The following is a 21414-nucleotide window of genomic DNA, read 5'->3' on the forward strand; positions in this document are numbered from 1 at the left end:
ATCAGTGCGCGAAGAGCGAATTGCCCTTCTGCCCCGCCAACTTCTCCGGCTTGATCAGGAACCGCGCCAGTGCCGGCAGCAGCCACAGCGCACCGAACATGTTCCACAGCAACATGAAGGTCAGCATCAGGCCCATGTCAGCCTGGAACTTGATGGCCGAGAAGATCCAGGTGCACACGCCGATCGCCAGGCACAGGCCCGTGAACAATACGGCTTTACCGGTGGACTTGAGCGTCTGGTAGTACGCTTCTTGCAGCGGCAGACCGGCACGCAGGAAGCTTTCCAGGCGACTGTAGATGTAGATGCCGTAGTCCACGCCAATCCCTACGCCCAGGGCCACCACCGGCAAGGTCGCCACCTTGACGCCGATGCCCATGAACGCCATCAGTGCGTTGCCCAGCACCGAGGTCAGCACCAATGGCAGCACGATGCACAGGGTGGCCGCCCAGGAACGGAAGGTGATCATGCACATGGTGGCTACACACAGGTACACCAGGATCAGGATGGTCAGTTCCGATTCCTTGATCACCTCGTTGGTGGCCGCTTCAATCCCGGCGTTGCCGGCAGCCAGGATGAATTCCAGGCCGTCCTTGTTGTTCTCCTTGGCGAAGTCCTGCACCGCGTGCACCGCGCGGTCGAGGGTTTCGGCCTTGTGGTCGTTGAGGAACACCAGCACCGGCGCCAGCGAACAATTGTTGTTGTAAAGGCCGTCAGCGCGAGCGATGGAGTTGTTCAGCACATCAGGGTTGCGCGACAGGGTTTCCCATTTCAGGTTGCCCTCGTTCATGCCCTTGATCATCTGCTTGGACACGGTCACCAGCGAGATGGCCGACTGCACACCCTCGGTGTTCTGCATCTTCCACATCAACTGATCGATGGGCGCCATGGCCTCATAGCGCGAGCAGCCTTCAGCCTTGGTCTTGACCATCACCACCAGCACGTCGGAACTGGTGGAGTAGTTGCTGATGATGAAGTTGTTGTCCTTGTTGTAGCGCGAGTCCGGGCGCAGTTCCGGCGCGCCCTGGTCGAGGTCGCCGATCTTGAGGTTCTGGCTGTACCAGAGGCCGCCGCCGAAAGCGATCAGGGCCAGGAAGATCGAGACCGGGGCGACTTTCGGGCTGGCAAACTTCGACAACAGGCGCCAGAAGCCGTGTTCGCGGTGTGCGTCCTTCTTGCTGCGCTCGATGGCGCGTTTGCTGATGCCGACGTAGGAAATCGCCACTGGCAGCAGGATCAGGTTGGTGAACACAATCACCGCCACACCGATGGAGGCGCCGATGGCCAGTTCGCGGATCACGCCGATGTCGATGATCAGCAGGGTGATAAAACCCACGGCATCGGCCAGGATCGCGATCATCCCGGGCAGGAACAACTGGCGGAATGTGCGCCGCGCAGCCGTCAACGCGTTATCGGCGTCACTGGATTGCAGGGCGATACCGTTGATCTTCTGCACGCCGTGGGAGATACCGATGGCGAAGATCAGGAACGGCACCAGCATCGAGTACGGGTCCAGCCCGAAACCGGCAGCGTGCATCAGCCCCAACTGCCAGACCACCGCCACCAGTGTGGTGATCAATACAGCGATGGTGCTGCGGATGCACCAGGTGAACCAGTACAGCAGCACCAGGGTGATCACGAAAGCAACGCCAAAAAACAGCACCACCATGATCAGGCCATCGATCAGGTCGCCGACTTTCTTGGCAAAACCGACGATGTGGATCTGTACGTTGGGGTTCTGTTCCTGGAACTTGGTGCGGATCTTGTCCTCAAGCTCGTGGGAAAACTTCTGATAGTCCAGGGCGAGCAACTTGCCCTGGTCCTGCGGGTCCGGGTAGGACTCCAGCAGTGGGATATCGACGATGCTCGACTTGAAGTCGTTGGCCACCAGGCGCCCGACCTGGCCGGACTTAAGCACGTTGTTGCGCAGTTGATCGAGGCTTTCCGGCGAACCGTTGTAGCTCTGCGGGATCACCTCGCCACCCGCGAAGCCTTCCTCCGTCACTTCGGTCCAGCGCACGCTGGGGCTCCACAGTGACTTGAGACCCGAGCGGTCGACGCCGTTGATGTAGAACACCTCGTCGTTGATCTGACGCAGGGTCTCCATGTACTCCTTGGTGAAGATGTCGCCGTCCTTGGCCTCCACCGAGATGCGCACGGTGTTGCCCAGGTTCGCCAGGTCATTGCGGTGCTCCATCATCTTCTCGATGAAGGGGTGCTTGAGGGGGATCATCTTTTCAAAGCTGGTGGACGGGCGAATCAACGTCGCCTGCCAGAACAGAAAGATACTCACCAGCAGGCAGATGACGATCACTGCCGGGCGGTTGTTGAAGATCAGGCGCTCAAGAAAGGTCGCTTTATCGTTGTGATGACTGCTCATTCTTTCCCCGCCTTCTTATTGTTTTGTCGGTTCGGCGCCGGTCGGCGTGGCCACGCGAACGCCACCCTGCCCGGCCAGAATCAAGTTGCCATTGCCTGCCGCCGTAACGGACGAAAGTGAAATGCGGTCCGGCCGGTTGAACACGCTGAACGTCACCCCGTCGTCGTGGCTGACCACCACACTGCCGCCGTTGCCGACGACGACAATGGCGCCGTCATCCAACAACGTGGCGCCCGACAAGCCAAACTCCAGCGCTCCCCGCGCCGCGTTCAGCTCAACTTGCTCCCAGGTGCTGCCGAAATCCGTGGAACGGTAGAGGTTGCCGCGCAAGCCATACGCCAGCAGGGTTTGCGCTTGCGCCGTGCCGATCACGCCAAACAACGAGCCCTCGTAGGGGCCTTCGAGTTTTTCCCAGGTCTGGCCGTCGTCGCGGGAGCGGAACATGCTGCCCTGCTCGCCCACGATAAACAGGCCGGCGTCCTTGATGTGAGCGATGGCGTTGAGGTGGAACTGGTCTTCGTTGTCGAGGCGGTCGCTGACGTCTTCCCAGGTTTTGCCGCCGTCGGTGGTTTCGATCAACGCGCCATAGGCACCCACGGCCAGGCCGTGGCTGGCGTCGTTGAACCAGATATCGAGCAAGGGGGCTTCGCGCTTGAGGTCTTGGTATTGCTGGGTCCAGGTGGCGCCGCCGTCGGTGCTGGCAAGGATTTGCGCATCATGGCCCACGGCCCAGCCTTGTTTGTCATCGACAAAAAACACGGCGGTGAGCAGTTGGCGGGTGGGCACCTTGGCTTGGGTCCAGGTTGCGCCCTGGTCATCGGAATAGAGGATATGCCCGCGATCACCGACCGCCACCAGGCGCTTGCCTGCGTGGACCACGTCGATCATCAGGCCCTTGGCGGCCTTGGGGGATTCAATCGCAAACACAGCTGCGGCGGGGGTATCGCTGGCGGCCTGGACGGCGGTCGGCAACGCGACGGCGCCAAGCAGCGAGAGCGCTGTGGCCAGCAACGCAACCCTGCGTGCGGCGCGTGGGCGGCAAACAACCCAACCCATGACAGGCTCACTCATAGACCTTTCTCCCATTTATTATTGTTATTGCCTGCCTTCCTGGGCCGTGAAACCTGCAACCTAGAGCGCCTGGAGGAAGCTGCGGCCATCCTATCGGGCTTTGGAATCGTCTGACAATCGGCGCTACGTTATCTTTTGTTAACTGATGGCAATTCATCCGCAGCTGAATATAGCGGCATTCGTCACGCTGATCAGCGAACGCAAATGAATTTTTATTCTATCTATTGAATTATGGGAATTTTTATTCCATTAATAGCGTTCTTGAAAACAATAATTCAAAGGACCACGGCTATGCGTGAACTCGGAATCGGCCTGATCGGTACAGGCTTCATGGGCCGCGCCCATGCGTTGGCGTTCAACAACGCCCGGGCGGTGTTCGAACTGCCAGTATCCCTCAGGCTGGCCGCCCTGGCCGATGCCGACACCGAGCGCGCCCAGCGCTGCGCCACAGCCTGGGGGTTTGCCCAGGCCCATGGCGACTGGCAAGCGTTGGTCAACGACCCTACTGTAGACGTCGTGGCCATTACCACGCCCAACCATTTGCACTACCCCATGGCCATGGCCGCCATTGCCGCGGGCAAAGCGGTGTACTGCGAAAAACCCCTGGCCGTCAGCCTGGAACAAGCCGACGCCATGCGCCGCGCCGCCAGCGCAGCCGGGGTGGTCACGCGGGTGGGTTACAACTATCAGCACAACCCGATGATCGTATTGGCCAAGCAAATGATCGCCAACGGCGACCTGGGCGAAATCATCAGCTTCCAGGGTGAGTTCAGCGAAGACTTCATGGCCGACCCGGCCTCACCTTGGTCGTGGCGTTGCGAAGTCGGACACGCCGGCGGCGCTCTTGCAGACTTGGGCAGCCACTTACTGTCGATGGCGCGTTACCTGGTGGGAGATGTGGTCAGCGTGTGCGCCGATACACAAACCGTGCATGCCCAACGCCCGGCCGTTAAAGGCAGCGCCGAGCTTAAGTCCATCGCCGTGGACGACCAAGTGCACGCCTTGCTGCGCTTCGCCAATGGCGCCCGCGGCACGGTGAGCAGCAGTTGGCTCAAGCATGGCTACAAGAACCACCTGAGTTTCGAGATCAGCGGCACCCGGGGCACCTTGGCCTTCGATCAGGAGCGCTTGAATGAACTGCGCCTGTGCCGTGTCGGCCAAGACGGCTTCCAGCGCCTGCTCGCCGGTCCCGCCCTGCCCGGCTACGCGGCGTTCAGCCCGGCGGCGGGGCATCAGTTGGGTTACAACGAGTTGAAGACCCTGGAGGTTCAGGAATTGATCATGGCGCTGGCGGGGCAAGGCAGGGATGGCACTGACTTTGAAGTCGCCTGGGCGGTGGAGCGATTGGCGACGGCGATTCGTGTCGCCGCGAAGGAAGAGCGCTGGGTCAGCGTGGACTCGCTCTAAACGCGCTTGCTTTGGCGCACTTGAAAGCATTTGAGTGCGCCGGCAAGACGAACTACTCCAGTACCGCCTCCAGGGTACGAACATAGGGTTTTCTGAGGGTGCGATCAGGCATGGCCTGAACACCTCCCTCAGAAGGACTAAACCTGTGGCTACCATTTCCTCCCCGCTCCCTTGGAGCAAGGTACTGGCCCAAGCGGTCAATACCCAATTCACCGCGCGACCGACGCTTCGCTCAGTCGTGTCCCAGCGGTTGCACGAGAGTATTCAGGAAAAATTCCCGGCCCTGCCAGTAGACACTGCCACCTTGCGCGTGGCGGAACCCAGCCGCCCTGGAGCCTGGAACCTCAAACCTTTGATCGACGTTGCCCTTGATTTTCTGGCAACCGGTGTGCCCGCCGATTTCTCGGACAAGCACGCGTCTGAGTATTACCTGTGCAACAGCGGCACACCGCAAAAACGCATCACCGTCAACAACGAGCCAATCGACATCCACGTGATCGCCGCGCTGATCAACGAACTCCCCGTCGTTCTATTCATTGAATTGCAGAGCGCGCTGGCGGACTTCTGGCAACAAAACGGCAGCACAGGAATCAGTCGCTGGCAGTGGATGGGCGACCTGCTGCGCACCTCATTGCGCAACAGCGTCCAGCGCAGCAGTGACCTGACCGACGAACACCTGCAACTCCTCAACAACGTGCTGGATTACCCCGACAATCGCGAGCGCGGCACGCTCAACCTATCGGGTGAAACCATTCATGCGTACACCCTGGAAACCACGCTTATTCAGGGCGATCTGCGGGTCAGCGTTCAGGCAAGCGAATTGCTGCTCGTCCAAGGCACCTGCGTAGTTTCTTGCGGCGTATCAGGCAACATCCGTACCTACCCGACCGTCGATGCATTCGGCGGCGCCTGGTCGAACGCCATAAAAAGCCGCTATCAAGCTGAACAGATCGTGTGGAAACGCTTCGAACCTGACGGCAATATTTTCGACACCCAAGCAGCACTGATTTTAAATCAGCAACTTGAAAACCTGGCAGCCCTGCACCTGCCGGCCAAGGTTGGCATAGAGGCACTGGAGGCGCTTTACGACCGAGTCATGGACCCCGCCCCGCTATTACTCAATGTACCTATCGGTGCATCGCTGCCATTCACCCAACTGCAAGCGGCGTTACCCGACTGGCTTGCGCAAGGTACACCCGCCGAACGCAGTGCGTACTCCCGTCATCTGGTGGAATTAGCCAACATCAAGAAGCGCACCCACGGTCGCAGCTTCCTCGAGGGCATTGACGGGCTTCGTTCCTTTGCGGCCAAAACGCTGCAGGCGTTGATGGTTGCGGATCACCCCGCCGGGCCAACCTACAACGTTGACGCGTTGGAGCTGACCTATGCGGTACCGGTGGGAGACATCGGTAGCAGCTACATCGAACACGTGAGGATGACGCTGACGGACCTGGCACTGAAAAATCTGTCAGGAAAACCCAACGGTCGCCTGACCCTGCGCAGTCTGGACGGCCAGGCACTCGCTACGTGGCTCACGCCCGAGTATGTCGAAGGCCTGGTTACTCGGGCTGACATCGGAGCGGTCTACCCGGCCTTGCTTGAACGTCTATTTTTTAACGACGAAAAGGAGTCGCGTGAGCGCGAAAACCTGTTTGCCCAACAGCTGCGCGTTCACTTGCCGATGACCGCGCTGGAGTTGGCCGTAAGGCAGCAGTCGGGGATGACATGGGAAGGTTATCGAAGGGTGGCGGCGGTGGTCAAAAGCACGGCGGCGGACCGTAGAGTGGACGACAAAGACATCGTCATCCACACGCTGGGGTTCTTGAGAAAGCCAGGCGCGGCGCCCGATCACGTGACCGATATGTTCTTGATCGAAGAGCAAGGCTGTACCACCGGCCCGGTGATTCTCTATCGCCCACAGTATTTACCGGTACTCATGCAATTCAGCACCCGCGAGGCGTTGATGCAAGCCATCGCCTTACCCGGAGCACTGCAGGCAAGCGCGCTGACGTGGCTATCGGACGGTGCCCGGGCGGTGTACGACAACGGCGGGTTTCAGCAACCCCATTACGTGCGAATCGGCATCGGCATGGAGTTCGATACCCCGGAAATCCCCGAGCCTGTGACCTTGGCAAAATGCGGGACGCAGCCCGAGGTGTTGCAATCGCTGAGCAGGGGAAACCTGATGCAGTATCTGTTCGGCAGCTACGCCAGGACCTTGGTTGAAGTGGCTGACCGCCAATCGGTGTCCAACCGCGAAAGCCGCTGGGCCAGCCTCCTGGAAGGCGCCGGCCTACTGTTCAATACGTTGCTGCTGCCTTTATTGAGGGGCCCCGCCATGCTGGTGGGTTGGATGCTGCAAATCGCCTCAGGGCTGGCGCAGGATATTCCGGCGTTGGAAAGCAGTGATCCGCAAGCGCGGGAACTCGCATGGGTCGACCTTTTATTGAATCTCGGCCTGGTGTTGGTACATGCCGGCGCGAGCGTAACGAGTCGCCCTCTGAGTGAGACCCGACAACGCCCGGTGGCACTTGCCCCCCTGCGCCGCACCTCGCAAACGCAGCAGGCCACGCCACCCCGTGTTCGGCAAGGCTCTGTCGGCCTGCCTTCACAGCCACCCGGCAGTGGTCACACGCTGATTGACTTCAACCTGTCCACCGCCCGCGAAGCCTCACGCGCGCGGCTGTTTGAGCAGCTGCTCAAGATACGCGTCAACTGGCCCGAAAACCCACCCCCGCCGACAGCAACCGGTCCGTTCAAAGGCCTTTACCGTATCGGCGCAACCTGGCACGCCAGCGTCAGGGGCCGGCTGTTTCAAGTCAGTGTGGTGCCCGGTTTTGGCGAGGCGTATGTGGTTCACCCTGAGCACCCTGACCGCCCGGGGATCAAGCTTAGGACCGACGGCCAAGGGCACTGGACGCTCGACGAAGGGTTGCGACTGATAGGCGGTGGACGAAAGAACCGCGTGGCCGAGGCGCGTAAGGCCAACGCCGAAAGGGTCGCTGCGCTGAATAGCCGTAAGGCCGAGCTGCAACAAACACTTGTGCAATGCGTGACCGATGAAACTGTCGCGTTGGCCACCTTAAACACCGCGAGAACCCAATACACCACACAAAACGGCAAGCTGACGCGTACTTGGGCGATCTGGAATGCGGCAACCACTGAGCAGAAATCCCGGATAGCGCCCACTTATCAGTTGGAGCTGAACAGGACACAGGAACAGCGATCGTTCTACAGCATCAGCCTGATCGATTACCGGGAGAAGTCGGCCAAGGCGACCCAGGCGTACAGGGACGTCATCAGCGTGATTAACGACATCAAGGCTGTCGACCATCAAACCAACAATGACCGCGAGCACACGACTCACTTTTTTGCCCTGTGGGATCAGCAAGACACGCTGCGAACCCAACTGGCCCATTTCGGCCTGGGTTCGGGGGTGTTCAGTCGTGGAATGAGCGCAACACAACGATTCACGATCGCTTACGACAAACTCGAACAGGGAGAGCCTGAAGACTACAAGGCGTTGATGGAAGATCTGAAAACCTCACGCGCCTACCATGATCAAATCGTTGCCGTGTCAATCATCCAGGAACAACTCCTCGACGAGATGGCCCGAGCATCAGCCTTCGGCAAGAGCTTCCGGGACGACCTGGTTGCACGGCTATCGCAGCCGGAAAAATATCTGCCGGACAATACACGCTTAATGGGCATCGATATTGTTCAAGAACTCAGCCTTGACCGCAGTGTTCCTCTCGCACAAAACAGTATCGAAGCGTTGTTCTTCCATCTATTTGAGCAAATACGCTTACGCCCGACCATTTCGGCTCACATAGAGATGACCACCAGCCGCGGCTACAGCACGACCGAGCGAATCGATGTGCTCGGGTCCGTCGTGGACCGCTATACCGCTGCCGAGCATATTGGGCAGAACCTCAAGCGGCTGAACCCGACCTGCATTCGTACGCAGTACCTGGATGATTTTCTGGACAACATCACGCAAGGCCGAGCAAGCGCCGAAAATGACCTGAAAACACTGATCATAGACAGCGAAGAAGACAAGGTTATCTACCAACCGCCCAAAGCCATCAGGCAAAAGCCCGCCACCAAGCGGGTATTCAAAACGCGCAGCCGCGGCACGTTGGTCGGCGATCTGCGAGAGGCTGCACCAGGAGATACCGCGCAACTCATCGAAATTGTCGACCCCTCCAACGGCGAAGTGATCGAGCGATTCCACGAACATGCCGAAGAAGGTGTTTACGTGGAAATCGAAGAGGGCCCGACTCAAACGCCGCCGCCCAGACTGGCTCGTTCGGCCAGGGCAATCACCAGCGCAGCACAGGATGTCGCAGCCAAGCGCGAGAGCATTGAAAGCACGATACAGCGTGAACTCAATCAAATGGACCGTGACGAAATCCTGCGGGACGAAAAGGTGCCGAAAGATTGGGAATTCATGCTGACGACAGAGGCAGATAAGCTTGAGGCGCTGGCCACAGAACTGGAACACACCGCCCCCTCCAATCAAACGACCCTTACGGCCAATCAATGGCGAACCCTAGCAGTGCAAATGAAGGCTGCCGGCAAGCAATACCGCATCACGGGCTACAAAAAGCAGGCGCCTACGGTGGCTATCGTGGACTATTTGTGGCACGAAAAAGCGGTGAACATCGGGCTGGTAAAGGAACGCGAACCGACAAACGCCAAAGACTTTCTCAGCGAATATGCAATCCGCGACAGCGATACCGGATACGTGCTGTGGTATGCCCACTTTCACTACACCAGCTTGACGGTTGCAAAAACCGCCTATACCAGTGGGCATTTGAAACGCGCCGATCAACGTAATATCGGGTTCAAGGCACAGTTGGCGCAATACCGGAACAACAGCGCCAAGGTGATCGCCGTCTGGCGAAGCAAAATCCCATCCGCCATGGCCCACAGGTTGTTCTTTTATAGGGACTGATACCCGTGGGCAACGCCGCGTCAATCTCTCGAGACATTGACGCGGTCTATCAGCGCAGGGCTCTTCTCAACACCTTGCCCACGGTCGTCTTGGGCAACTCGGTCGTGCGAAACTCCACATACTTGGGCAACTTGTACCCTGTCAGGTATTCCCGACAATGGGCGAGGATCTGTTCCTGGGTCAGGTTCGGGTCCTTGCGCACCACGATAATCTTGACCTTCTCGCCGGTCACCGCATCTTCCACGCCAATCGCCGCCACTTCACCCACCCCCGGGTGCAACGCCACCACGTCTTCGATCTCGTTGGGGTACACGTTGAAACCGGAGACCAGGATCATGTCCTTCTTGCGGTCCACCAGGCGGATGAACCCGCGCTCGTCCATCACCCCGATATCCCCCGTGGACAACCAGCCCTCGGCATCCAGCACCTCGGCGGTGGCTTCCGGGCGTTTCCAGTAGCCCTGCATCACCTGCGGGCCACGCACTTGCAGCTCGCCCTGTTCGCCAATCTCGGCCAGTTCGCCGTCCTCGCGCACAAAGCGCACCCAGGTCGACGGCAAGGGCACGCCAATGCTGCCGGTGAATTCCATCTCGCGCATGCGCGCAATGTTGATCGGGCTGATGCTCACCACCGGCGAGCACTCGGTGAGGCCGTAGCCTTCGATGATCGGCAACCCGGTGACTTCCTTCCAACGCTTGGCCACTGCCGTGTGGGTCGCCATGCCGCCCGCGATGACCATGCGCAACGCCGAAAAGTCCCGCGCACAGAATTCCTTGTTTTCCAGCAGCCCGTTGAACAAGGTGTTGACCCCGGCGATGCCGTTGAAGCGTTCCTTGCGCAGGATCATCTGTACGCGCTTCACGTCTCGCGGATTGGCGATCAGGATGTTGCGCCCGCCCAGGCACATGAACATCAGGCAATTCACCGTCAGGGAAAAGATGTGGTACAGCGGCAGTAAGGTGACGTTGGTTTCCTGCTGGTCCTGGTCCAGTTGGTCACCGACCCAGGCCTTGGCTTGCAGCAGGTTGGCGATGATGTTGCGGTGGCTGAGCATCACTCCCTTGGCATCGCCGGTGGTGCCGCCGGTGTATTGCAAGAAGGCCAGGTCATCCAGGGCCATGGCCACCGGAAAATGGTTGAGCGCGCGCCCCTCTTTCAGTACCTGATTGAAGCGCACCGAACCGCGCAGGTTGAAGGCCGGCACCTGCTTTTGCACCCGGCGCAGGATGAAGTTCATCGCCGCGCCCTTGAAGGTGCCCAGCAAGTCGCCGATAGCCGCCACCACCACGCGCTTGACGCTGCTGCCGGCCACGACTTTTTCCAGGGTGTGCGCGAAGTTCTCGAAGATCACCACCGTTTCGGCACCGCTGTCCTTGAGCAAATGCTTGAGCTCATGGGCGGTGTACAACGGGTTGACGTTGACCACCACCGCACCGGCCATGATCGTGCCCAACAGGCAGATTGGGTACTGCAAGCAGTTGGGCATCATCAACGCCACACGGTCGCCCTTCTTCACGCCCTGGCCCTGCAGCCAGGCAGCAAAGGCAACGCCCTGCACTTTCCAGTCGGCGTAGGTCATTTCGGTGCCGATGCTGACGTAGGCGACCCGCTCGCGAAACTTCTCCAGGTGCTCCAGGAACACCTCGCGCAACGACGGGTAGTCCTCGATACCGGCATCAATGTCGGCCGGAACGCCTGGCAAGTAAGCGTTCAACCAGATCCGTTCGGTTTGTACCAGGCTTACAGCGTTCATGGCAGTCTCCTTGTTGTTGTTTTTGATAGAGCTACTTTTCGACGATGGCGGTAATGCCCAAGCCGCCGGCCGCGCAAATTGAAATCAGGCCACGGCCACCGCCGTTCTCGTGGATGGTCTTGGCCAAGGCAGCCAATTGCCGGCCACCGGTGGCAGCAAAGGGATGGCCGCAACCGAGCGAGCCCCCGTTGACGTTCATCTTGCTGCGCTCGATAGCGCCCAGGGGTGCGTCCAAGCCTAGACGCTCCCGGCAATAATCGGCGTCTTCCCAGGCCTTGAGCGTGCACAGCACCTGCGCGGCAAACGCTTCATGGATCTCGAAGAAATCAAAATCCGCAAAGCTCAGGCCTTCGCGCTTGAGCATGCGCGGCACCGCATAGGCCGGGGCCATTAACAGGCCTTCGGTGCCGTCGACGAAGTTCACTGCCGCCGTTTCGCCCGTGCGCAGGTAGGCCAGCACCGGCCAGCCGTTCTCGGCCGCCCACTCTTCGCTGGCCAACAGCACCACTGACGCGCCATCGGTCAGCGGCGTGGAATTGCCCGCAGTGAGCGTGCCGTTCTGCCGGTCATAGGCCGGGGACAAGCCGGCGAGCTTTTCCAGGCTGGCGTCGGCACGCAGGTTATTGTCACGGGCCAGGCCGCGATGGGGGCTGATCAAGTCATCAAAGAAACCCCGGGCGTAGGCCGCTGCCAGGCGTTGGTGGCTGGTGAGGGTCAGCTCATCCTGGGCCAGGCGCTTGATTTTCCAGCGCTTGGCCATTTCTTCGCAGTGCTCGCCCATGGACAGGCCGGTACGTGGCTCACCGTTGCGCGGCAGCAGCGGTTTGAAAAACATCCCGGGACGCACCTTCAGCAGTGCCTTCAACTTGTCGCCCATGCCCTTGGCACGGTTGGCCGACAGCAACGTATAGCGCAGGGATTCGTTGATTCCGATGGGTGCATCGGAGGTGGTATCGGAACCGCCGGCGATGCCCACGTCGATCTGGCCCAGGGCGATTTTGTTGGCCACCAGCAACGCGGCTTCCAACCCCGTGCCGCAGGCTTGTTGCACATCGTAGGCGGGTGTATCGGGAGACAAGGTGGTCGACAGCAGGGATTCTCGCGCCAGGTTGAAATCCCGCGAGTGTTTGATCACCGCACCCGCGGCAAACTCCCCCAGGCGCTGGCCGTGCAGGTTGTAGCGGTCGATTAAGCCCTGCAGGGCCGCCACCAGTAAATCCTGGTTGCTGTCGTTCGCATACACCGTGTTGGAGCGGGCAAAGGGAATACGGTTGCCGCCGATAATCGCGACGCGACGCACCGGGGCCGGGTTGAAGCTGTAGTCACTCATCGACAGGTCTCATTCCAGATAAAGAGGCCGCGCATATGGGGTTTGTCGCCAGCAAAATTGCGCACTTCGAACTCGCGGCGCGGGCCCGTCACGGGGCGGCTCCAGAGCGCCACCTGGCCGGGCAGGAAGATCGGCAGCTTGAAGTCGCAATGGGCCTCGGCCTGCTCCAGCCCGCCGGGGGGTTGCTGGGCGGCGAGTGCGCGGCCCAGGGTCCACATGCCGTGGGCGATGGCGCGGCGAAAGCCGAAGATCTTCGCGCCGATCACCGAGGTGTGGATCGGGTTAAAATCCCCCGACACCTTGGCAAAGCGCCGGCCCAGGTCGGCCGGCAGCACCCAGCGCTGGGTGCGCAACAGGCCCTCCTCCTGCAACGGCAACACGTCGTCCCACGGTTCGCCGACCGGCGCCTTGACGTCACGGCGCAGGTACAGGCTGTCGCTTTCCCACACCAAGGCGTCAGCGCCGTAGGCTCGGGTGGCGATGCTCAATGCCTGCCCCTTCGGATGGGCAACCCAGCGCTCGCAATACACCTCCAGGCGCAACGTCTGGCCTTCGTGCAAACGCTGGTGCTGCCGAATCCGATTGGCCAGGTGCACCATGCCGCTGGCCGGGTACGGAAAGCTCGGGCGAGTGAGCAGCATCAGGTGCAGCGGGAACGCCAGCACATGGGGATAGGACAGCGGCACGCCCTGCTCGCGGCGAAACCCGCACGCACGGCCGTAGGCCGCGATACCGCTGGGCGACAGCTCCACCGCCGAACGCACCAGACGTTCCCTGGGCAATACCGGTTCGCCGTCGAGCTTGGGCTTGCGCAGGGCGCGTACACCATCAAGCAGCAAGCGCGTTCGCGACGGCGGTGGGTCGATGATCTGGGTCACGTAGTCCATGGCTCAGGCTCCCAGCAGGCTTTGGCCGCACACGCGTACGACTTGGCCATTGACCCCGCCGGACGCCGGGTGCGCCAACCAGGCGATGGTCTCGGCCACGTCGATCGGCTGGCCACCCTGGGACAGCGAGTTCATGCGCCGCCCCGCCTCGCGGATCATCAGCGGGATCTTCGCGGTCATCTGGGTCTCGATAAACCCGGGCGCCACCGCGTTGACCGTCACCTGCTGCGCGGCCGCCTTCGGCGCCAGGCCTTGCACCAGGCCGATCACGCCGGCCTTGGAGGTGGCGTAGTTGCTTTGCCCCAGGTTGCCGGCGATACCGGAAATCGACGATACGCACACGATGCGCCCACCCGGGTTCAGCCCCTGGCTGTCCAGCAAGGCGTTGCTCAAGTGCAGCGGCGCCTCCAGGTTCACCGCCAGCACGCTGCGCCAGGCCGCTTCGGTCATTTTGGCGATGGTCTTGTCACGGGTGATACCCGCATTGTGCACCACCACATCAAACGCGCCGTATTGGCTGACATGGGCTTGCAGCAGCGAAGCCGCGTCGGCGGCGGTGATGTCCAGCGGCAACGCCGAACCGCCGACACTGCTGGCCGCCTGCTGCAAGGCCTCCTGGGCTTGGGGCACGTCCACACAGACCACGTGGGCACCCTCGCGTGCCAGCACCTGGGCGATGGCCAGGCCGATGCCACGGGACGCACCCGTGACCAAGGCACGGCGACCGACAAAGGGTTTTTCCCAGTTGATCGCGCTGTTGCCGTCCACGGCTTTTTCCAGGCGCACCACTTGCCCGGACACGTAGGCCGAACGGCGCGACAGGAAGAAGCGCAGGCTGCTGTCCAGCGCTGATTCGGCGCCCGGCGCCACGTAGATCAATTGCACGGTGATCGCCCGGCGCAGTTCCTTGGCCAGCGACCGCACCAAGCCTTCCAGGGCGCGCTGTGCGATGGCTTGGGGCAAATCCTTGCACTGTTCCGGCGCCGTGCCGAGCACTACCACACGTCCATGGTGGCCAATTCGCTTGGCGTTGGCGTGGAAGAACACGTAGAGCTCGTCGAGTTGCTGCAAATCGGTGACGCCACTGGCATCGAACACCGCGCCCTGCACCTTGACCGTGGACGGCGCCTTGAGGGTCGCCGGGGTGGCGGCCACGGTGTCGGTGGCCTTGAACACCTGTTGCACCTGATCGACCAGGCGCCCTGCCCCGGCGATGATCACCGGGTTGACCAGCCCTTGCTGGCCGCTGCGATGGCGTTGCAGCGGCAGCGGTTGCGGCAGGCCCACGGCCTGGGCCAGGCGTCGGCCCCAGGGGGAATTGACGAAGGAAAGGTAGCTGTCACTCATAAAGACATTCACTCACAACGCATGCTGACCATGTAAACCCGGTCCCACAGTGACCGTGTTCATTCAGTACCACTCAATTGACCGAGGCATTTTCGCTCTGGCTGTTGCGACGTTTTACCGCTGGTTCCAAGGCTTGCTTGCGCTGCTGCAACGCTTCCAGCAAACCGAAATCCTGCGGAAAGTCGTCGACCTGGATGCCATGGTCGGCGTACTCCACGTAGCGCCCCAGCAAGGCGTCTTCGTCGTCGCTGATCAGGTCCAGCGCCCGCGCCTTGACGCGCCAGGCGGTAAACGCAGTGGCGGAAATCGGCATCGGTTCGATCAGGCCCTGCTTCACGGCAGACTTGAGCCGCGCGTCGATCAGTTCCACCTGCGGCAGCAGGCGGAAACCCAATTCGCCGTAAGCCAGCTTGTCGATTTCCGGACGCGGGATGTAGGAATTGGCCAGCAGGCGGTCGCGGGTCTCACCCGGGGTCTGCACCACGTCCGCCACCTGGGCCAGCAAGCGGTCCGACGGTTTGCGCAGGGGAATACCCAGCGGGAAGCTCAAGCCGCGCACCACCGCTGCTGCGGCTTTCGAAGGGTAGTTGTCGAGTACTTCGGCCAAGGCTTCATGGGCACGCAACAGCGCATCCTGGGCCGACCAGTGCACCAGCGGCAGGTCGGCCTGGGGCCGGCCGTCATCTTCAAAACGCTTGAGCACGCAGGACACAATGTACAGCTGTGACAGAATGTCCCCCAGCCGTCCGGTGATACTTTCCTTGCGCTTAAGCGCACCGCCCAGCACGCCCATGGACACGTCCGAGATCAATGCCAGCACCACCGACAGCCGATTGGCCTGGCGGTAGTAGGACGCCAGCGCCGGGTCGGTCTTGGCCGGTGCCGAAATCAGCCGCCCACCGGTCAGCGAATGCACCGCAGCGCGGACGGTATTGGCCAGCACAAAGCTCACGTGGCCGAACATCGCACTGTCGAAGGCTTCCAGCGCCTTGCGCCGATCCGGGTTGCGCGCCGCTTCCATTTCGCGGAACACATAGGGATGGCAACGGATCAGGCCCTGGCCAAAGATGATCAGGCAGCGGGTCATGATGTTCGCGCCTTCCACCGTGATCGCGATGGGGCTTTGCTGGTAGGCACGGGCCAGGAAGTTGTTGGGCCCCATGCAAATGCCTTTGCCGGCAACGATGTCCATGCCGTCATTGACGATGATGCGCGCGCGTTCCGTGACGTGGTACTTGGCGATCGCCGAGATCACCGACGGTTTTTCACCGGCATCCAGGGACGCCACCGACACCTTGCGCACCGCGTCGCAGGCGTACAAATGCCCGGCCATGCGCGCCAGCGGCGCCTGTACCCCTTCGAACTTGCCGATGGGCAGGCCGAACTGCTTACGCATCGCTGCGTAGGCCGTGGTCCCGCGTACCGCCACCTTGCCCAGGCCGACGTTGGCCGATGGCAGGGAAATCGCACGGCCCGCCGCCAGGCATTCCATCAGCATGCGCCAGCCGTTGCCCACCTGTTCGCGGCCGCCGATCACCCATTCCAACGGAATGAACACATCCTTGCCGGTGGTCGGGCCGTTCTGGAACACCGCATTCAGTGGCCAATGGCGACGGCCGCTGTTGACGCCCGGATGGGACGTTGGAATCAGCGCGCAGGTGATGCCCAGTGAACCGGGTGCGCCAAGCAAACCGTCCGGGTCTTCGGCACGGAAGGCCAGGCCGAGCACCGTGGCAATCGGACCAAGGGTGATGTAGCGCTTGTCCCAGGTCACCTTGAAGCCCAGCACTTCTTCGCCTTCGTGGGTGCCTTTGCAGACGATGCCCAGGTCCGGGATCGCGCCCGCATCCGAGCCGGCATACGGGCTGGTCAAGGCAAAGCACGGGATGTCTTCACCCCGGGCCAGGCGCGGCAAGTAATAGTTACGCTGGGCATCGGTGCCGTAGTGCAACAGCAACTCGGCCGGGCCCAGAGAGTTGGGCACCATCACCGAAATCGCCGCCGCCGAGCAGCGCGTCGACAGCTTCATCACCACTTGGGAGTGCGCGTAGTGGGAGAAGCCTTTGCCGCCGTACTGCTTGGGAATGATCATGCCGAGGAAACCGGCATCCTTGGTGTACTGCCAGCCCTCCGGGGACATGTCCTGCCAGACCTGGGTGGTTTCCCAGTCGTTGGCGATGTCGCACAGGGTTTCCACTTCGTTGTCGAGGAAGGCTTGCTCTTCGGCGCTGAGGCTGGCCGGAGCCGCTTGCAACAGGCGCTGCCAATCGGGCTTGCCGCTGAACAGCTCGGCGTCCCACCACACGGTGCCGGACTCGATGGCCGCGCGTTCGGTGTCGGACATGGCCGGCATGATGGTGCGAAACAGGCCCAACGCCTTGCTCGTCACCAACGCACGGCGCAGGGGCTTGATGGCCATCAACAACGCCGGTGCGATGACCAGCACCGCCGTTAGCGTGATGCCAAGCGTGGCGATCACATTGAACAGATAGCCCACCGCCAGCCAGATCAGGCCAGCGCCCAGCCACAGGGTGGCGGCTGCTTGTCGATACGCCAGGGCAATCGCGGCTGCGAAACCCACCAATAACCAGATAACCATGGGGATACCTCTACTCGATTCAGGGTACGGCCAATGCGCAGGCAGATCGAAATGCGCTGCGGTGTAAAGCCACACTACAAACTTGGAAAACTAAATTCAAATTTTGTTTTGAAATTTTTATTTAATGCGTAGGCAAAAAAGTTGGCCGACCCGGTCAGCCTTGCTCATCACGTTGAAAAGGAGAATGACGGGACGCGGAGCGCCCCGTCGGCGCAGGTAAACGCGGATAAAAGCGCCAAGATGCGCTTAGCGCTTCATCCTCGATAGTGCGTTATTGGTTCAGAACGCGTAGGTCGCCGAAACAGCCACCACATCCCCCGACGACTCAGCTTTGCCGTTCAGGCTGGCGCCACCGAGTCGATCCACGTTCTTGGTCTTCAAGTTGACCTCCTGCACAAATTGATGGGAGTACGCGAGATCGAGCGACAAGCCAGGAATGGCCTTGACCTCATAACCTGCACCCAGCGACAGGAAGTAGCGATCACCGTCCGGAATCCGTGGATCCCGGGTGGAGTTACGGGTTGGCGTCTGGTCGGAAGCGACACCGGCTCGCAACGTCAACTCGTCGGTGGCTTTGAAGTCACCGCCCACCGAATACATCCAGGAATCACGATAGTTGTAGGGAATGGAGACGATCTGAATGTCACCGGACTTGAGCGTCAGGTCCTTGAAGGATGACCATTGAGTCCACACAGCACTGACACCGAGTGTGAAACGGTCATTGAACTGGTGGACCCAGTCAAAGGCCGCAGTGGCCGGGATATCCAATTGGGTGCTGGCATGTGCTCCGTCCGGGAACAGTTTCAGTCCAGGGTAGGCTTCTTCTACAAGGGTCCCGCTGCCACCGAATGGGCTGGGCTGAGTCATCAGGTTGTAGGAGAACTGATCGGCACGGATGTTGTACTTGCCGGTCATTTTGTTTTTGATCTTGGCGTGGTAGTTGAGGCCAAGACTGTCTTGCGCGGTCGGTTTCCAGACGACACCGGTAAACCAGCCCGTGGAGATATTGTCGACCTTGACCCGCATCAGCGCGCCACCCACCCCCGATGGAAAATCGATGCTCCCCAGCAGCGGCGATTGCGAGTTGGACGCGGCAGACAGCAAATCGATGTTCTGGCTGACAAAACCCTTACTGTGCTGAACGATGATCCCGCCACCAATGGAGAAGTCGTCGCGGACCTTGAACGAAAGCGACCCTGTCAGCCCCACGGTTTCAATTTTGGTATCGACGGCAAAATCCCGCAGCTTGGAGTCTTCATTCCAGGTTGAGCGCATGCCCTGTGGCACAACCTGCGACAACCCGAAAGCAAACCTGTCGCCCAGTGGCATCACCATGAACCCCGTCGGCAACCACGCCGTGAAGCCACCTTGGCCGCCGTCATTGTTGTTGGCAATGCGGTTACCCGGATCGAAACTCCCATCGGGCGCTACCGGTGTATTGGTAATCGGCTGCCCGAGATAATCGTTCGCCTCGCCTTTGTACTTGATCTTGATACGGGCATAGTCGACCGTAAATTGCGCCACATTGTGTTCTACGAATGCCATCGCTGCCGGGTTGTTGTACGCCGAACTGGGGTCATTCTTGAACAGCGAACCACCACCAAAAGCACGACCCCAGCCCGGGGCGCCATAGGTCGGTGTGGAAAAACCACCGGCCTGGACCGGCGCGGCAATCATCACCCCCCCCATTAATGCCAAGCCCAGCAGAACCTGTACCTGTTGTTTTTTATTATTCATGCGGCACTCCTTATTGTTATCTCACTGAACCGGCCCCAGCCGGCTCGTCTTGCGACTTGGCTTGCCTTTTAAAAGGCAAAAACACTCCTTACCGTGCGACACGCACCTCAAGGAACAATGGTGATGTTGGGAATATGAGCACTCAGCGAAACCACCGTGCAAAAGCCGGAAAGCGGCTGGTTTGCTGCAGAGAGGTCAACGCCGCCTGCGCCATTGGCCAACACACCGACAATCGATGAAGGGCCGCAATTCGTAGCAGGAAGAGAACTGGCCGCAATGGTGTAACCCACGTTAGCCAGGCCTCCGGTGCCACCCGATGAAGCGGGAGGCGTCAGCACCCAAGGCAAGTTATTCAGGGTTGGCAGCCTGCACAAAGCATTGCTGCCCGAAAGGGTTGCGCTGAGAACGTCGGCAGCTGAACCATCACCGCGCACCAGGCCGGACAATTGAATATTGCAGGTAATCGGCGCACCAAACGTACTGGGCGATTTGATCGTCACGGTGCCGCCCGGACTGGAGGTAAATGCCACTCCCCCAGGGCTGAAAACTCCAGCATGGGCCATCGATGCAGTACCGAAGCACAGCGCCAATGAGCCGATAAAAACGAAGGCGTTCAAGCGCTTCATTATTCCTTCCTCACATTCATGGCGATCCATTTCGCCAGGAGCCTCAGCTCGTAGGCCCAACTCATCTGCCGTAAACAGGCGCCTCATCAGAGGCGCCTGCCCTGCAACGGGTGATCAGCCCTTTTTACGGAGTACGTCTATCAAGGAACGATGCTGACGCCTGGAGCGGTGACACTCAGGGTCACCACGGTGCAGCTACCCGAGAGCGGTTGGTTGGTAGCGCTCAGTGCTGCGCCACCGGTCACGTTGGACAGCGCCACGGCAATAGTGGATGGACCGCAGTTGGTGGCAGGGATCAGTGGCGGAATGGCTGCAATGGTGTAACCCACATTGGTCACGGTGCCGGCTGGCGACAGCACCCATGGCAAGTTGGTCAGGTGAGGCAGGGAGCAGAGTTGGTTAGAGCCGCTGACAGTAGCAGCAGTAATATCTGCCGCCGAACCATCGGCACGCACTTTACCGGTGAACGAGATATTACAAGTTACCGCTGCACCAAATGAAGAAGGTGACTTGACTGTAATCGTGCCACCCGAGTTAGTCGTAAACGACTGGTTAGCGGGGCTGAAACTTTGTGCGGAAGCCATGGAAGCAGCGCCCATGCAAACAGCCAAAGCAGTCAACGACACGAGAGTTTTCAAGCTTTTCATTGTTTTTCCTCACATGTTATGGCGAATTCATTTCGCCAGGGGTAATGGCCATGATCGAGAGGTCACGGTGAAACTGCAGAACTTCCCTTTCCAGCCAAATCTCAATTCAATTACCGCTTACAACAGTCGGACAGTCTTATTCGACAACTTTGAAGTTAGGCGGCATCTTGATCGACACCGTCTTGATCTTGCAGTCTTCGCCAATCGGTACATTGGCCGCTTCCAACTTGCCGGTGGCGTTATCCCACGTACCGTCAGCGGTGGAAGGGCCGCACTTGCCGCCCAGGCCAAAGGCGTGAACATCTACGCTGATCTTCGACATGGAACCGCTCTTGGTATCTTTGGCCACTAATATCCACGGCAAGTTGGTGGCTTCGACCCGGCTGCACTTAAGGCCACCGTCGAATTCAACTTTATCGACATTGACCGATGAGCCATCGGCCGCCACTTTGCCGGCCACTTTGATGGTGCAGTCGGCGCTGATCAGGGCACCCTTGGAAAAGCTGATCGGCCCCTGGGCGGTGAAGGCACTGCCGGCCGGTTCGATACGGGCAGCCTGGGCCTGGTGGTAAACGATCAGGCCCAGGGCGGCCAATACAATGTGCGTGGTGAACTTGGCAGGGTTTTGCATGGTGTACGTCCTTCCCTTGAAATTATTGTTGTAGGGTCAAACAAC

Annotated in this window: 13 protein-coding genes; 2 read left to right on the forward strand and 11 right to left on the reverse strand. The window is 60.2% G+C overall.

Annotation, left to right across the window (positions count from 1 at the left end):
* Position 1: 1 nt before the first annotated feature.
* Both M2394_RS03470 and M2394_RS03475 read right to left on the reverse strand, forming a co-directional pair.
* Positions 2-2377: an RND family transporter gene (locus M2394_RS03470; RefSeq protein ID WP_178922452.1), complete on the reverse strand. Its 2376-nt coding sequence runs from the start codon at positions 2375-2377 to the stop codon at positions 2-4.
* A gap of 15 nt (positions 2378-2392) precedes the next feature.
* Complete coding sequence (locus tag M2394_RS03475; RefSeq protein WP_178922493.1) at positions 2393-3433, reverse strand: YCF48-related protein; 1041 nt, start codon at positions 3431-3433, stop codon at positions 2393-2395.
* Positions 3434-3739: 306 nt separating this feature from the next.
* On the opposite strand from M2394_RS03475, the gene M2394_RS03480 reads away from it, so the two are divergent.
* Together M2394_RS03480 and M2394_RS03485 are read left to right on the forward strand one after the other, a co-directional pair.
* Positions 3740-4855, forward strand: coding sequence for a Gfo/Idh/MocA family protein (locus tag M2394_RS03480; protein ID WP_259171638.1), 1116 nt, complete (start codon positions 3740-3742; stop codon positions 4853-4855).
* Between the two features lie 145 nt (positions 4856-5000).
* Complete coding sequence (locus tag M2394_RS03485; RefSeq protein WP_259171639.1) at positions 5001-9812, forward strand: dermonecrotic toxin domain-containing protein; 4812 nt, start codon at positions 5001-5003, stop codon at positions 9810-9812.
* Positions 9813-9861: 49 nt separating this feature from the next.
* Here the strand turns inward: M2394_RS03485 and M2394_RS03490 are convergent, their stop codons facing one another.
* The 9 genes from M2394_RS03490 to praA form a co-directional block, all read right to left on the reverse strand.
* Entirely contained in the window at positions 9862-11565 is a 1704-nt protein-coding gene (locus tag M2394_RS03490; RefSeq protein WP_259171640.1) for an AMP-binding protein, read from the reverse strand.
* A 31-nt stretch (positions 11566-11596) separates the two neighbouring features.
* On the reverse strand, positions 11597-12895 hold the full coding sequence (locus M2394_RS03495; protein ID WP_259171641.1) for an acetyl-CoA C-acetyltransferase: 1299 nt from the start codon (positions 12893-12895) through the stop codon (positions 11597-11599).
* Positions 12892-13782 carry a MaoC/PaaZ C-terminal domain-containing protein gene (locus M2394_RS03500; RefSeq protein ID WP_259171642.1) on the reverse strand — a complete coding sequence of 297 codons (891 nt, stop codon included), beginning with the start codon at positions 13780-13782 and terminating at the stop codon, positions 12892-12894. Before M2394_RS03500 ends, M2394_RS03495 begins: the two co-directional genes overlap by 4 nt.
* A 3-nt stretch (positions 13783-13785) precedes the next feature.
* Positions 13786-15129, reverse strand: coding sequence for a 3-oxoacyl-ACP reductase (locus M2394_RS03505; RefSeq protein WP_259171643.1), 1344 nt, complete (start codon positions 15127-15129; stop codon positions 13786-13788).
* A 73-nt stretch (positions 15130-15202) separates the two neighbouring features.
* Positions 15203-17728, reverse strand: coding sequence for an acyl-CoA dehydrogenase (locus tag M2394_RS03510; RefSeq protein WP_259171644.1), 2526 nt, complete (start codon positions 17726-17728; stop codon positions 15203-15205).
* Positions 17729-18007: 279 nt separating this feature from the next.
* The gene (locus tag M2394_RS03515; RefSeq protein WP_178922436.1) at positions 18008-19465 is read right to left on the reverse strand and encodes an outer membrane protein transport protein; all 1458 of its coding nucleotides are present in this window, start codon (positions 19463-19465) and stop codon (positions 18008-18010) included.
* Positions 19466-19572: 107 nt separating this feature from the next.
* Positions 19573-20091 carry an alkane oxidation protein activator PraB gene (praB, locus tag M2394_RS03520; protein ID WP_178922434.1) on the reverse strand — a complete coding sequence of 173 codons (519 nt, stop codon included), beginning with the start codon at positions 20089-20091 and terminating at the stop codon, positions 19573-19575.
* A gap of 140 nt (positions 20092-20231) precedes the next feature.
* Entirely contained in the window at positions 20232-20738 is a 507-nt protein-coding gene (praB, locus tag M2394_RS03525; RefSeq protein WP_178922432.1) for an alkane oxidation protein activator PraB, read from the reverse strand.
* Positions 20739-20874: 136 nt separating this feature from the next.
* Positions 20875-21369 carry an alkane oxidation protein activator PraA gene (gene praA / locus M2394_RS03530; RefSeq protein ID WP_176995769.1) on the reverse strand — a complete coding sequence of 165 codons (495 nt, stop codon included), beginning with the start codon at positions 21367-21369 and terminating at the stop codon, positions 20875-20877.
* Between the last annotated feature and the right edge of the window lie 45 nt (positions 21370-21414).

Origin of the sequence: Pseudomonas sp. BIGb0164, assembly GCF_024810135.1 — a bacterium.
In the GTDB taxonomy this organism is placed as follows: Bacteria; Pseudomonadota; Gammaproteobacteria; order Pseudomonadales; family Pseudomonadaceae; genus Aquipseudomonas.